Source organism: Pseudomonas sp. G1002 (assembly GCF_013385455.1).
Classification (GTDB): domain Bacteria; phylum Pseudomonadota; class Gammaproteobacteria; order Pseudomonadales; family Pseudomonadaceae; genus Aquipseudomonas.
In genome coordinates, this window is record NZ_JACAPY010000036.1 from 219061 (window position 1) to 232847 (window position 13787).

The 13787-nt window shown below is 62.0% G+C and carries 14 protein-coding genes; 5 read left to right on the forward strand and 9 right to left on the reverse strand.

What is annotated here, in order from left to right:
* Positions 1-74: 74 nt before the first annotated feature.
* Together fnr and HX801_RS24570 are read left to right on the forward strand one after the other, a co-directional pair.
* The gene (gene fnr, locus HX801_RS24565; protein WP_003219044.1) at positions 75-809 is read left to right on the forward strand and encodes a fumarate/nitrate reduction transcriptional regulator Fnr; all 735 of its coding nucleotides are present in this window, start codon (positions 75-77) and stop codon (positions 807-809) included.
* Between the two features lie 80 nt (positions 810-889).
* Positions 890-1438, forward strand: coding sequence for an adenine phosphoribosyltransferase (locus tag HX801_RS24570; protein WP_003219046.1), 549 nt, complete (start codon positions 890-892; stop codon positions 1436-1438).
* A 164-nt stretch (positions 1439-1602) separates the two neighbouring features.
* Here HX801_RS24570 and HX801_RS24575 read toward each other — a convergent pair whose 3' ends face one another.
* The 5 genes from HX801_RS24575 to dnaX form a co-directional block, all read right to left on the reverse strand.
* Positions 1603-2751, reverse strand: coding sequence for an acyl-CoA dehydrogenase family protein (locus HX801_RS24575; protein WP_177022902.1), 1149 nt, complete (start codon positions 2749-2751; stop codon positions 1603-1605).
* Positions 2752-2951: 200 nt separating this feature from the next.
* Entirely contained in the window at positions 2952-3554 is a 603-nt protein-coding gene (gene recR, locus HX801_RS24580) for a recombination mediator RecR (RefSeq protein ID WP_003219049.1), read from the reverse strand.
* Positions 3555-3619: 65 nt separating this feature from the next.
* Positions 3620-4654 (reverse strand): NADP-dependent oxidoreductase, encoded by a 1035-nt coding sequence (locus HX801_RS24585; RefSeq protein WP_003219050.1) that lies wholly within the window; start codon positions 4652-4654, stop codon positions 3620-3622.
* Between the two features lie 187 nt (positions 4655-4841).
* Positions 4842-5180, reverse strand: coding sequence for a YbaB/EbfC family nucleoid-associated protein (locus HX801_RS24590; protein WP_003193199.1), 339 nt, complete (start codon positions 5178-5180; stop codon positions 4842-4844).
* Positions 5181-5223: 43 nt separating this feature from the next.
* Positions 5224-7287 (reverse strand): DNA polymerase III subunit gamma/tau, encoded by a 2064-nt coding sequence (gene dnaX, locus HX801_RS24595; protein WP_177022903.1) that lies wholly within the window; start codon positions 7285-7287, stop codon positions 5224-5226.
* A 133-nt stretch (positions 7288-7420) separates the two neighbouring features.
* On the opposite strand from dnaX, the gene HX801_RS24600 reads away from it, so the two are divergent.
* On the forward strand, positions 7421-8170 hold the full coding sequence (locus HX801_RS24600; protein ID WP_087694838.1) for an ABC transporter substrate-binding protein: 750 nt from the start codon (positions 7421-7423) through the stop codon (positions 8168-8170).
* Between the two features lie 84 nt (positions 8171-8254).
* On the opposite strand, the gene HX801_RS24605 is transcribed toward HX801_RS24600, so the two are convergent.
* The 3 genes from HX801_RS24605 to HX801_RS24615 are packed head-to-tail and all read right to left on the reverse strand — an operon-like array spanning position 8255 to position 11684.
* Positions 8255-9946, reverse strand: coding sequence for a bifunctional diguanylate cyclase/phosphodiesterase (locus HX801_RS24605; RefSeq protein ID WP_003219057.1), 1692 nt, complete (start codon positions 9944-9946; stop codon positions 8255-8257).
* An 18-nt stretch (positions 9947-9964) separates the two neighbouring features.
* A complete protein-coding gene (locus tag HX801_RS24610; RefSeq protein ID WP_177022904.1) occupies positions 9965-11530 on the reverse strand; it encodes a PAS domain-containing methyl-accepting chemotaxis protein in 1566 nt (521 codons plus the stop codon).
* 1 nt (position 11531) lies between these two features.
* Positions 11532-11684, reverse strand: coding sequence for a hypothetical protein (locus tag HX801_RS24615; protein ID WP_177022905.1), 153 nt, complete (start codon positions 11682-11684; stop codon positions 11532-11534).
* A gap of 306 nt (positions 11685-11990) precedes the next feature.
* Between HX801_RS24615 and HX801_RS24620 the strand changes: the two genes are divergently transcribed.
* Together HX801_RS24620 and HX801_RS24625 are read left to right on the forward strand one after the other, a co-directional pair.
* Positions 11991-12305 carry a helix-turn-helix domain-containing protein gene (locus HX801_RS24620; RefSeq protein ID WP_003219061.1) on the forward strand — a complete coding sequence of 105 codons (315 nt, stop codon included), beginning with the start codon at positions 11991-11993 and terminating at the stop codon, positions 12303-12305.
* Positions 12306-12456: 151 nt separating this feature from the next.
* Positions 12457-12828 (forward strand): VOC family protein, encoded by a 372-nt coding sequence (locus tag HX801_RS24625; RefSeq protein ID WP_177022906.1) that lies wholly within the window; start codon positions 12457-12459, stop codon positions 12826-12828.
* On the opposite strand, the gene HX801_RS24630 is transcribed toward HX801_RS24625, so the two are convergent.
* A complete protein-coding gene (locus HX801_RS24630) occupies positions 12742-13710 on the reverse strand; it encodes a DMT family transporter (RefSeq protein ID WP_102368374.1) in 969 nt (322 codons plus the stop codon). The genes HX801_RS24625 and HX801_RS24630 overlap by 87 nt on opposite strands.
* Positions 13711-13787: the final 77 nt, after the last annotated feature.

The window sequence follows — 13787 nt, forward strand, 5'->3', positions numbered from 1 at the left end:
TACACGCTGGCCTGATTGCCCCCCGGTGCGTTACCCTTACGTCTTATGTGTGTTTTCCCACAAGGATTTAAGAAATGTCCGAGCCAGTTAAACTGCGCGCTCATAGCCAGGCTCATTGCAAGGATTGCAGCCTGGCCCCCCTCTGCCTGCCACTTTCGTTGAATCTGGAAGACATGGAAGCGCTGGACGAGATCGTTAAACGCGGTCGCCCACTGAAAAAAGGCGAGTTCCTGTTTCGCCAGGGCGACAAGTTTGACTCCGTTTATGCAGTACGTTCTGGCGCGCTGAAAACCTTCAGCCTGAGCGATGGCGGCGAAGAACAGATCACCGGCTTCCACCTGCCGAGCGAACTGGTTGGACTGTCGGGCATGGACACTGAGATTCACCCCGTGTCGGCCCAGGCCCTGGAAACCACATCGGTGTGTGAAATCCCGTTCGAACGCCTGGATGAACTGGCCCTGCAGCTGCCGCAATTGCGTCGCCAGCTGATGCGCGTGATGAGCCGGGAAATCCGCGACGACCAACAGATGATGCTGCTGTTGTCGAAGAAAACCGCCGACGAGCGTATTGCCACTTTCCTGGTCAACCTCTCCGCACGTTTCCGCGCGCGGGGTTTCTCGGCCAACCAGTTCCGCCTGAGCATGTCGCGCAACGAAATCGGCAACTACCTGGGCCTGGCGGTGGAAACCGTGTCCCGGGTATTCACCCGCTTCCAGCAGAACGAGTTGATTGCGGCCGAAGGCAAGGAAGTGCATATCCTCGACCCGATCCAGCTCTGCGCATTGGCTGGCGGTTCGCTCGACGGTTGATCCAGACGCTTGCGGCCGAGCCAATCGGCTGGGCCGCAGGTATACTTCGAGTCCGCTTTCCTCCCCAGGACTCCTCGACGATGGTCTTCGATTCGTTCGACATCAAATCCCTGATTCGCCCAGTCATCGACTTCCCCAAGCCTGGGGTGATCTTTCGCGATATCACGCCGCTGTTCCAGTCGCCCAAGGCCTTGCGCCTGGTGGCCGACACCTTCGTACACCGCTACGTCGAAGCCGACTTCACCCACATCGGCGCGATGGATGCCCGAGGCTTCTTGATCGGTTCGATCATCGCCTATCAGCTGAACAAACCGCTGATCCTGTTCCGCAAGCAAGGCAAATTGCCGGCCGACGTGCTGGCCGAGAGTTACCAGACCGAATACGGCGAAGCCTTCCTGGAAGTGCACGCCGACAGCCTGTGTGAAGGTGATTCGGTGCTGATGTTCGATGACCTGATCGCCACCGGCGGCACGCTGATCGCGGCGGCCAACCTGGCCCGGCGCATGGGCGCACGGATTTTCGAAGCGGCGGCGATCATTGACCTGCCGGAGCTGGGTGGGTCCCAGCGCCTGGAAGACATGGGCATTGCGACGTTCTGCCTGACGCAGTTTGCCCTGACAGACCAATAACCCGGGATTCGTGTGGCGAGTGAGCTTGTGTGGCAGGGAGCTTGCTGTGGCGAGGGAGCTTGCTCCCGCTGGAGTGCGCAGCGCTCCCAAAGATCTTGGGGCCGCTACGCAGCCCAGCGGGAGCAAGCTCCCTCGCCACAGCTCCCTCGCCACAAAAGCGCTTTCTACAAGCCCATCTGCTTGCTGATGATTTCGTTCATCACTTCCCGAGTCCCGCCACCGATGGACAGGATGCGGTTGTCGCGATACAGCCGCTCCACCAGGTTGCCGCGCATGTAGCCCTGGCCGCCGAGGATCTGCACGGCATCAAAGGTCACGCGGTCGGCGGTGTCGGTGGCGAGGTTCTTGGCCATCGAGATCTCCTTGATCACACTCTTGCCCGCGGCCATCTTGGCGGCCTGGCGGTAGGTGAATTCCCGCGAGACCTCCACCTCCGTGGCCATTTCCGCCAGGCGATGCTTGAGCACCTGGAACTTGCCGATGGGTTTGCCGAAGGCCTCGCGCTGGGCCGCCCACTTCAGGCTTTCCTCCAGGGCCATCTGCGCAGTCATATTGGCCATCAGGGCCAGGGCTAGGCGCTCGCTCTGGAAGTTGCCCATGATGCAGGCGAAACCCATGTTCTCGGCGCCGATCAGATTGCCTACGGGTACGCGGCAATCATCGAAGAATAATTCGGCAGTGTCCGACGCCCACCAGCCCATTTTCTTCAGCGGTGTACCGGTGGTGAAACCAGGCGTGCCCTTTTCGATCAACAACAGGCTGATGCCGGCAAAGCCCGGCCCACCGGTACGCACGGCGACGGTGTAGAAGTCGGCACGCTGGCCGCTGGTGATAAAGGTTTTGCTGCCGCTGACCCGGTAATGGTCGCCGTCGCGCACAGCACGGGTCTGCAGGCTGGCGACATCGGAGCCGCCACCGGGCTCGGTGACGGCCAGGGCGGCGATCTTCTCGCCGGATAACACCTGCGGCGCCACACGATCGCGCACCTCGGGCCGGGCCCATTTGACGATGGGCGGCAAGCCGATATCCAGCGAGCCCAACCCTGCCACTACCCCGCCGGAGCCGCAGCGCATCAGTTCTTCGCTGGCGGCGACCTTGGCGAACAGGTCACCTTCGTGGCTGCCTCCAAGGGCTTCGGGGTAACCGATGCCCAGGATCCCCGCCGCGCCGGCCTTGAGGTACAGCTCCCGGGGGAAGCTTTCAGCTTCCTCCCACTGCTCGATGCCCGGCAACATCTCGCGCTCGACGAAACGACGCACGCTGTCGCGGACCAATTGGTGGCTGGGGTCGAAGTATTCCTGATAGGCAGACATCGGCAAGCTCCACGGGACGGTAGAGCGAACTTACCAAGCGCTTGCTTGGTTATCAAGCAAGAGGAAAGACTCGTGAACGCCACAAAACAAATGTGGGAGCGGGCTTGCTCGCGAATGCGGTGTATCAGTCGCCACATGCATTGACTGAACCACCGCATTCGCGAGCAAGCCCGCTCCCACATTTTGTTCTGCGGTGTTTGTTATAGGGCGATCGGCTTACGTCCGGCAAACGAATGCGCCAGGGTCCCGCCATCCACCAGTTCCAGCTCGCCACCCAGCGGCACGCCGTGGGCGATGCGCGAGGTAATCAGGCCTTTGTTGGTCAGCAGCTGGGCGATGTAATGGGCCGTCGCTTCGCCTTCCACCGTCGGGTTGGTGGCCAGGATCACCTCGACGAACGTGCCCTGCTCCTCGATTCGCGTCACCAGTTGCGGAATACCAATCGCCTCCGGCCCCAGCCCGTCCAGCGGCGACAGGTGGCCCTTGAGCACAAAGTAGCGCCCGCGGTAACCGGTCTGCTCCACCGCGTAGACATCCATCGGCCCTTCGACCACGCACAGCAGCGTGTCGTCGCGACGCGGGTCGGCGCATTGCGGGCACAGCTCTTCCTCGGTCAGGGTGCGGCACTGGCGGCAGTGGCCAACCCCTTCCATCGCCTGGCTCAGGGCCTGGGCCAGTCGGGAGCCGCCGCTGCGATCACGCTCCAGCAGTTGCAGCGCCATGCGCTGGGCGGTTTTCTGACCCACACCTGGCAAAGTGCGCAGGGCGTCGATCAGTTGACGAATCAGGGGGCTGAAGCTCATGGGGAAAGGTCCGACAAAACAACGAGACGCGGTTTATACCCGCGCCTCGGATTAGCGTCAAATGCTCAATCTTGTGCGACCCGCACCACCAACTTGCCGAAGTTGCGCCCCTCCAGCAAACCGATAAAGGCTTCAGGTGCCTGCTCCAGGCCTTCCACCACGTCCTCGCGGAACTTGATCTTGCCATCCCGCACCCACGGCGCCATGGCACTAAGGAATTCCGGTTGGCGGTCGCCATAGTCGTCGAACACGATAAAGCCCTGGATCCGCACACGCTTGGTCAGCAAGGTACGTTGCAACGCCGGCAGCCGGTCGGGACCGCTGGGCGCTTCGTGGGCGTTATAGCCGGCGATCAGGCCACACAAGGGAATGCGCGCCTTGGCATTCAGCAGCGGCACGACCGCGTCGAATACCTTGCCGCCGACGTTTTCAAAGTAGATATCGATGCCCTTGGGGCAGGCCTGGGCAAGCTCCTCGGCAAAGTTGTCGCTCTTGTGATCGACACAGGCATCAAAGCCCAGCTCGTCCACCACATAGCGGCACTTGTCGGCGCCACCCGCCACACCGACCACCCGCAGGCCCTTGATCTTCGCCACCTGGCCCACCACCGAGCCCACCGCACCGGAAGCGGCCGCCACCACCAGGGTTTCCCCGGACTTGGGCTGGCCGATATCGGTGAGGCCCATATAGGCGGTCATGCCGGGCATACCCAGCACACCCAGGGCCATGGACGGGCTGGCCAGTCCCTTCGGTACCGGGATCAGGTTGCGCCCATCGGAGATGCTGTGGCTCTGCCAGCCGGTGGAACCGACCACCAGGTCACCCACCTCGAACTTCGGATTGCGGGACTGTTCGATGCGGCTGACAGCGCCACCGGTCATCACTTCGTCGATTTCTACCGGCGCAGCATAGGACGGCGCATCACTCATGCGCCCGCGCATGTAGGGATCCAGGGACAGGTAAAGGGTCTTCAGCAAAACCTGGCCGTCGGCCAGTTCCGGCAGCGCGACGCGCTCCAGGCGAAAGTTTTCCGGCACCGGTGCGCCGTGGGGGCGTGAGACCAGCACAATGCGCTGGTTGAGGGTCAATGCTTCGGACATCAGCGAGGCTCCTTCTATCGGTGATTGAATTCAACGGTATAGGGTGCAGACCCCAACACAGGGTCCAGGGTTCGACAAAACTCTCGCAGTAGCCGTTGTCGAGCGCCAGCTGCTACGGGTATGGAAAATAGCCGGCCAAAAAAATGCCAGGCGCGGGGCCTGGCATTTTCGGTGCTGCGCTTGCCGATCAGAACGGCAGCTTCATGCCCGGTGGCAGTTGCATGCCAGCGGTCACGCCGGACATCTTGTCCTGGCTGTTAGCTTCGATCTTGCGCACGGCGTCGTTGACGGCCGCGGCAAACAGCGCCTCGAGCATTTCCAGGTCGTCTTCGCCGACGCCCGGCAATACGCTTGGGTCGATGCTCACGCGCTTGATGTCGTGACGACCGGTCATCACCACGCTGACCATATCGCCACCGGCTTTACCGGTGACTTCGGCGTTGGCCAGTTCTTCCTGCATCTTGGCCATCTTTTCCTGCATCTGCTGCGCCTGCTTCATCAGGCCGGCCATGCCACCTTTCATCATGGGAATCACCTCAAAAGTACGTGGATCAATTATTGGCCCCGGGTTATGACGCTTGGGGTACCGGGGCTTCTACAGGTTCAATAGTATCGTGCCGCACCACCGCGCCAAACTGCTGCATCATCTGCTGGATGAGCGGATCACCGTGGATCGACTCTTCAGCCTCGCGCTGGCGGTTGACCCGGCGACGGGACGCCGCCTGGGCCGGGGTTTCCTGCTCGGGCTTGATCAGCTCGATGCTGATGGTCAGCGTGCGCCCGTGGAACTGGTTCAGGGCATCGTTGAGCCGGCGCTGCTGGGTCGCGTTGAACAGGGCGCTGTGGGCCGGGTCCAGGTGCAGCAGCCAGTGGTCGCCATCAACGGCAATCAGGGTGCAGTTGGCGGCGATGCTGCCGGTCATGCCGGAGATCGGCAGTTTCGGGAACAGCTCCAGCCATTGCAACGCCAGGCCGGTGGCCGGCATCGCGGCAGGTTCGGGTTCAGGCTCCGGGGCAGGCTCGGCGGTATGTTCGCTGGCCAGGTCGTCCAGGTAGCTGTAGGCCGAATCCATGTCCGGCTCGATGTAATCTTCGTCCAGCGGCGGCTCGTCGTCGAGGTCGGTGCCCGGGGTGGCGGCGTCCACTTGCGCAACGGTCGGCTCCGGCACCGGGGCCGAAACCCACTCGGGGGCGTCCGGCACCACGCTGTCCGGGGTCGGCGCGGGCATGGGTGTCAGTTCAGGCTGCTCGCTGGTGGTTTCCAGCACCGGCTCGACGGCAGGCTGCAGCTCGACCTCGGCTTCGGCCTCTACCGGGTCGTTCCACGGCAGATCGACTTCAGGCACGGGCGCAGGCTCAACCACCGGCTCCGGCACCACCACAGGCGCCACGGGCTCGGCGACAACCGGGGCGGCGGCCTGTGCAACCGGCGCAGGCGGCGCAACCACTGGCGCGACAACAGCCGGGCCAGCCACTGGTTTGGCGGAATCAACTGTGGCCTGGCTGATCCCCACTGGCTTTAGCGGCTGTCTCGGCGCATCCGCCGTGTCGGCGGGCCTGAAGGCCAGCATCCGCAGCAGGACCATTTCGAAGCCGCCCCGCGGATCGGGTGCCAACGGCAGGTCACGTCGCCCAATCAGGCCCATCTGGTAGTAGAACTGTACGTCTTCGGCCGGTAACGCCTGGGCCAGGGCCAACACGCGGTCGCGGTCGCCGTGGCCGTTGTCGACACCTTCGGGCAGGGCCTGGGCGATGGCGACGCGGTGCAGCACATTGAGGATTTCCGACAGCACGCCATTCCAGTCCGGGCCTTGCTCGGACAGATGGCGCACGGCTTCGAGCAACGCCTTGGCGTCGCCTTCGATCAGCGCGTGCAGCACGTCGAACACCTGGCCGTGGTCCAGGGTGCCGAGCATCGCCCGCACGTCGGCGGCCAGCACTTTACCTTCACCGAAGGCGATGGCCTGGTCGGTAAGGCTCATGGCATCACGCATCGAGCCGTCGGCGGCACGACCCAGCAACCACAGGGCGTCGTCTTCGAACGGTACGTTCTCGACACCCAGCACGTGGGTCAAATGCTCGACCACACGCTCCGGGGTCATGTTTTTCAGGGAGAACTGCAGGCACCGCGACAAAATCGTTGCAGGAAGTTTCTGCGGGTCGGTGGTGGCCAGGATGAATTTGACGTAGGGCGGCGGCTCTTCCAGGGTCTTCAACAAGGCGTTGAAGGAGTGGCTGGACAGCATGTGCACTTCGTCGATCAGGTAGACCTTGAAGCGGCCACGGCTCGGTGCGTACTGCACGTTGTCGAGCAGCTCGCGGGTGTCTTCGACCTTGGTGCGGCTCGCGGCGTCGATCTCGATCAGGTCGACAAAACGCCCTTCGTCGATTTCCCGGCACACCGAGCAGGTACCACACGGCGTCGAGGTGATGCCGGTTTCACAGTTCAGGCACTTGGCAATGATGCGGGCAATGGTGGTCTTGCCCACCCCGCGGGTACCGGTGAACAGGTAGGCGTGGTGCAGCCGTTGGCTGTCCAAGGCATTGATCAGAGCCTTGAGCACATGGGTCTGGCCGACCATTTCGCGGAACGAGCGCGGACGCCATTTACGTGCAAGAACCTGATAACTCATCGAAAACCGTCGCAACTGGGAAGCGGAAGCGGGTAATGCTAGCGGAGCAAGGGGGAAATTGCATCCGGCACGCTCGTCTAATCTGACTAAGCTGGTCTGACCAAGCCTGTAAAAGGCTGAACCCGGAGAATTTATGCGCGCAGTCCTGGGCGCCTTGTGGATGATTGCCACGGTCAGCCTGGCGGCACCCGCACCTCTGCGATTCTCCATTTCCGACAGCTGGACCATGCCCATGGTGCAACTTGACCAGGGCCAGCCCACCCAAGGGATTTTGTATGACCTGATGTTGAGCCTGGCCACCCAGGTCGGCCGTCCTGCGAAATTCCATGTGCTGCCCCGTGCGCGCATCGACACCGCCATGGAGCGCGGGGATGTGGACGTGCGCTGCTACGTGACACCGGCGTGGCTGAACAACCTGTCGGGGGACTACACCTGGAGCATCCCGCTGCTGGTCCAGCGCAATGTGCTGGCCGCCGGGCGCGTGCCCTCAACGTCAGTGGCACTGGACAGCCTTGCGCCGCAACACATCGGCACGGTACTCGGCTACAGCTACCCGACCCTGGAGGCGCGCTTCGCCAGCGGCCAGTTCAGCCGCGACGACAGCCGCAGTGAAGAGCAAGTGCTGCAAAAACTGGTGGCCGGACGCTTCAACTATGCAGTGATCAACGAATGGATCCTTGACCGCTTCAATCAGCAATTACCGCCCACACAGCGCCTGCATACGGTGGCCGTGATTGAGGAGCAACGCCTGGGCTGCTATGTGCGCAACGACCCGCAGGTGCCGGGGCAGCAGATCCTGCGCACGTTGCTGCGGATGAAAATGTCCGGGGAGATTGATGAAATCATCCAGCTGTATATCGGGAACAGCGCTCCCGCCCCTTAAGATCACCTGATTGTCCTTGTGGCCAGGGAGCTTGCTGGCCAGGGAGCTCCCTCGCCACAGCAAGCTCCCTCGCCACAGTAAACATCACTCGAGCTTTTGCCACTGCGGCGGCGGTGCAAATCCCTCGACCCAACCCGGCACGTCGTCCGCAGGCATCGGCCGGGCGATGAAATAGCCTTGGGCCACTTCGCAGCCCATGCGCATCAACAGCTGGCCGTGCTCCAGGGTTTCCAGGCCTTCGGCAATCACTTCGCGGCCAAACGCGCGGGCCAGGCCGATCACGGCCTTGGTCAGCGCCAGGTCGTCCTTGTCGTGCAGGATGTCGCGCACGAACGACTTGTCGATCTTGATGGTCTGGGTCGGCAGGCGCTTGAGGTAGCTCAGGGAGGAATAGCCGGTGCCAAAATCATCCAGGGAGAACTGCACGCCCAAGGCCTGGCAGGCCTCCAGGTGCTGGGTGACACGCTGGATATTGTCGATGGCCACCGACTCGGCGATCTCCAGGTCCAGCCGGTGCGGCTCCACCTGCGGGTATTGCGCCAGCAAGTCTTGCAGGCGCTCGACAAAATCCTCGCGCTGGAAGTGCCGCGCCGCGATGTTCACGCTCACCGACCACCAATGCCCATGCACCTGCCAGCGATGCATCTGGCCCAACACCTGGGCGATCACCCATTCGCCGATATCGACAATCAGGTCGGTCTGCTCGATCAGTGGCAGGAAATCCCCCGGCTTCACCAGGCCACGCTCGGGGTGCTGCCAGCGTAACAACGCTTCGAACCCCACCACCGTGCCGCAGCGCAAGTTGACCTTGGGCTGGTAATGCAGGCACAACTGGCCCGCCGCCAGGGCCTGGCGGATCTGCTCCACGGTCTGGTGGCTGGCCTTGACCTCCTGTTCCAGGGATACATCAAACAACTGGTAGCGGTTGCGCCCGCTCTGCTTGGCCACATACATCGCCTGGTCGGCATGGCGCAGCAAGGTGTCGGCGTCCTCGTCATCCAGGGGGAACAGCGTGACGCCGATGCTGGCGAACACATTCAGCTCCGCCCCCTGGATCGAGTACGGCTCGGAAATCGCCTTGAGGATGCGCAGCAAGGCGCCGTTCAGCTCGTCGATATCGCGCACATAACGCAGGATCAGCACAAATTCGTCACCGGCGAGCCGGGCGACCACGTCCTCGCCGCGGATGATCTCCCGCAACCGAGTGGCCACTTCCACCAACAACAGATCCCCACAGGCATGCCCATACCCGTCGTTGACCGCCTTGAAGCCGTCCAGGTCGAGCATGCACAACGCCAACGGGATGTCTTCGCTGCGGGAGAACTCCAGGGACTGGTTAAGCAACTCCGACAGATAGGCGCGGTTCGGCAAGCCGGTCAGCACATCGTGGCCGACCCGCCATTGCAGGGTGTGCAACAGCTGGCGCTTTTCGCTGACATCAAAGCGGATCGACACGTACTTCTGCACGCGCCCGGTCTTCTCATCGAGCAGCGGCACCATGGTGCTGTCCACCCAATACAACGTCCCATCCTTGGCCCGGTTGCAGATTTCCCCACGCCACACCCGGCCTTCGCTGATGGCTTGCCACATGCCCTGGAAGAACCCCGCAGGGTGCAGTCCCGAGCTCAGAATGCGGTGATTTTGCCCCAGCAACTCGTCACGCCCGTAGCCGGACATGCCGCAGAACTGGTCATTGACGTAAGTGATGCAGCCCGCCAGGTCAGTCTCGGAGAAAATGGCGGCTGCATCCACGGCCCTGCGGTATTTCTCGTCCATGAGTCAGGCTCACTGTGGCTAGCGGTTGAACCGCTCGACCAGGGCGCGCAACCCGGAAGAGATGCTTTCGAGTTCCCGGCCACGGGTGACTGCAGCGTTGGCATTGCCCGCTGTCTTTTGCACCGTGGCGGCAACGTTATTGATCTGCTGTGAAACTTCCTCGGCGACGTGGGATTGTTCCTGTGAGGCAGCAGCCATTTGCTGACTCATACCGGTAATACGCTCCACCGCGTGGCGAATGCCTTGCAGCGCCTGCTGCGCCTCAAGTACTTGCTGCACGCCCTGCTCGGCCTCGTGAATGCCCAGGCTCGCGATCTCGACCGCCTCATCGGCGCCCGCCCGCAGGTTCTGGATGATGCCCTGGATCTGCTGGGTCGACTCCCGCGTCTTGCCCGCCAGGGCGCGCACCTCGTCGGCCACCACGGCAAAGCCACGGCCCTGCTCGCCGGCGCGGGCCGCTTCAATGGCCGCGTTGAGGGCCAGCAGGTTGGTCTGGTCGGCGATTGCCTGGATCATGCTCGCGGCCACCTGGATTTGCTGGGTCTGCCCGGCCAGGTTGCCCACCGCCTGGTTGATCTGGGTGACGGTGCCGGCCAGCAGCTGGATCGCCTCGCGGGACGTGCCGGCCACCTGGCTGCCCTGCTCGGCGAGGGTGTTGGCGGTGTGAGCTTCGCTGGCGGTTTGCTGCACATGCATCGCCACTTCGGCGATGGACGCAGCCATCTCGGTCATGGCGGCGGCGGTCATGTCGGTCTCGGCGCGCTGTTCCAGCAACGCCGATTCGGTGGTGCTCGACAACACGCTGGAATGGGCGGCTGCTTCGGCCATCTGGTTGGCCAGGTCGCTGAGGCGCGTCAGGGCGGTTTTAAGTCGCGCTTCTTCGCTGATCAGGATCATTTCGAGCTGCGCGGTCGGCCCCAGCGCGTCGCTGTAGGTCATGGCGCTGATGGGGTCGGAAAAGGTATTGGGCGTGTTCTGCACAATCTGCTTGAGCTGTAGCCCCAAGCGTTGATGCCCCCAGACACCCAGGCCGAGAAACAAGCCGACAGTCAACGCCTGGGCCCACACACCCGGAACCCATTGGAAGGCGGCGACACTGGCAACGGCAGCCGCCAGTGGCAACGCCATGGCCCGGGACACAGACGCCACACGCCGCACCGGCGAGACCGCCGCACCACCTGCCTGCAACCGCGCGTACAGCGCTTCTGCGCGGCGCACCTGTTCGCGGGTGGGCTTGACCCGCACCGACTCATAGCCCGTCAGCCGCCCGTCCTCAAGAATCGGCGTCACATAAGCGCTGACCCAATAATAGTTGCCGTTCTTGCAGCGGTTCTTCACCACGCCCATCCAGCTCTGCCCGGCCTTGAGGTAGCTCCACATCAGCTGGAACACGGCGGGCGGCATGTCCGGGTGGCGCACCAGGTTGTGGGTGCTGCCGATCAGCTCGGCCTGGGTAAAGCCGCTCATGGCGGCAAACTCGGCGTTGCAGTAGGTAATATGGCTGTTGACGTCAGTTGCGGAAATTAGCCGTTGCTGCTCCCCAAAAGTCTGTTCAACAGCAGTGACCGGCAAATTGAGACGCACGTTAAAGCTCCATGGACAGCATTCGATCGCCCTCTCGACCACCGGATAGGCAGGACAGGCGGATTCGTATTTCCAGTCGGGCTGCGCCGTCGATCGGCTGGTTGGCCGCAAAGGTACGCAAACCCACGATTTTGCACAGCAATTCATCATCCATTCAGTGATGATCAACTAGGCTTGAATTCGGGTATCCGGCACGTGAGGCGCAATGAAGCGTGGCACTGACGAGCGACATTTCAGTCCCTGCCAGGCGTCCGTTTTATGGGCACATTTATGAGAGTAAGGAGAGAGCAATGATTTCCTGTTTCATAAACCTGCCTTCTGAAACGAGACCACCAAATACTTGTCCTAGATGCCGATTCTACGAATTACATCACATTTTGCAAGAAAAGGTGATGGTACATGCGGTTGTCTAATTTTAAGATTTATCGTTAAGTTCTTGATTCTAAATGGGAATTGAGCGATGCACATTTCAAGTTTGGGTCCAGCCATCAGACGTTACCGCAAGGTCGCAGGGCTTACTCAGGCTGAACTAGGTGAAAAAACCGGTTTTGACCCTAAAACCATCAGCCGCTTCGAAACCGGCACCTATACACCCAGCGTCGAGGCACTGTTCTTGTTCGCAGAGGCGCTGGGAGTGAAGCTGAAAGTCTTTTTCGCAGACCTGGTCGACGAGGAGGAACAGCGCGCTTATCTGTTCGGTGTCATTCACAAAGCCACCCCGAAGGATCTGGGAAAGCTGATCGCAGCGGTAGACCAGGCCTTGTCCAAGCCTTAGAGCTCGCAACACACGTGCACGCAATAAAAAGAGCAGACAGCCAGATTGACTGTCTGCTCTTTGCTTGATGACTCCTGACATGAACTGACAGGACAGCCCCTTAGACTAGGGACTGAGCCGCGCCATTGCTGCGTCATTCCACGGAGTCATCATGAATAGCATTGCCCATTACTTTTTGTTGTACGTCGACAGCCCGGCCACCAGCGCCAACCTCTACAGCCGACTGCTGGACAAGCCGCCGGTGGAGCTGGGGCCGACCTTTGCGCTGTTCATCCTCGACAACGGGGTGAAACTCGGCCTGTGGTCGCGCCATACCGTGGAGCCTGCGGCCCACGCCTCGGTTGGCGGTAGCGAGGCGGGTTTCTGCGTCGCTGATATCGCAACGGTCGACGATTTGCACACACGCTGGGTGCAACTCGGGATGAGCATCATCCAGTCACCGGTCGAGGCGGACTTCGGCTACACCTTTGTCGCCCAGGACCCCGACGGTCACCGCCTGCGGGTGTTCACCGTGAACCCGTAACGGCTTGCGGCGCCAGCGCCCTTCGAGGCTGATGGCGCCGACACTGGCCAGCACGATCAGGCCACCCAGCACCACGCGCAGCGAAACCTGCTCGCCCAGCAGCGTGGCGGCCATCACCATCGCCACCGGCGGCACCAGGTACAACGCCACTGACGCGCGGCTGACCTCGACATGCCGCAACACATAGGCCCAGGCCAGGTACGCCAGGGCGCTGGGAAAGGCGCCGAGCAACAACACCGCCCAGTTGGCTTGGGTCGATGATTGCGACACCACCGCCGGCAAACCCGGCAAATACACACACAGCAGCAAGGTGCCCGACCACACGGTGTAGCACACCGTGGTCAGCGGGCTGTAGCGCCGGGAATAGTGTTTCTGGATGGTGAAATAAAGGCTCCACGACAGCGCCGCCAGCAGGATCATCAGTCCACGGGGATCAATCTGCCCCAGGCCATGCTCGCCCCAGATCACCACCAGCACCCCGCTCAAGCCCAGCAGCACGCAACCCCAGCGCCAGCCGGTAACTCGCTCCTTCAAGCCGAAAAACGCCACCAGCACCGTAAATAGCGGAACCGACTGCGCCAGCACACTGGAGGCAGCGGCCGTGACAAATTGCTGGCCGAAATTGATCGTCAGGTGATGCAGGAAAATCCCGAAGAAGCCCAGCACCAGCAACCACGGCAGGTCCCGCAGACGTGGCCGCTCGATCCTCATGACCAACGCGACGCCGGCCATCAATACCGAAGCAATCAGGAACCGTCCCAAGGCCAACTGGCCAGGGCTGTAGCTGTGCAAGGCCAGATGCACGCCAATCGGCGAATACGCCCAACAGAGGATGACGCTGGCAGTGACTAGCGTAAGCTTTACAGGTGACGGGGCTTTCATGAACGGCGTCCAGCAGTGGGAATGCCGTCAGTCTTGGCCTCGGCAAGGCGCAGGACAATTAACCGTTTCTGACTTCT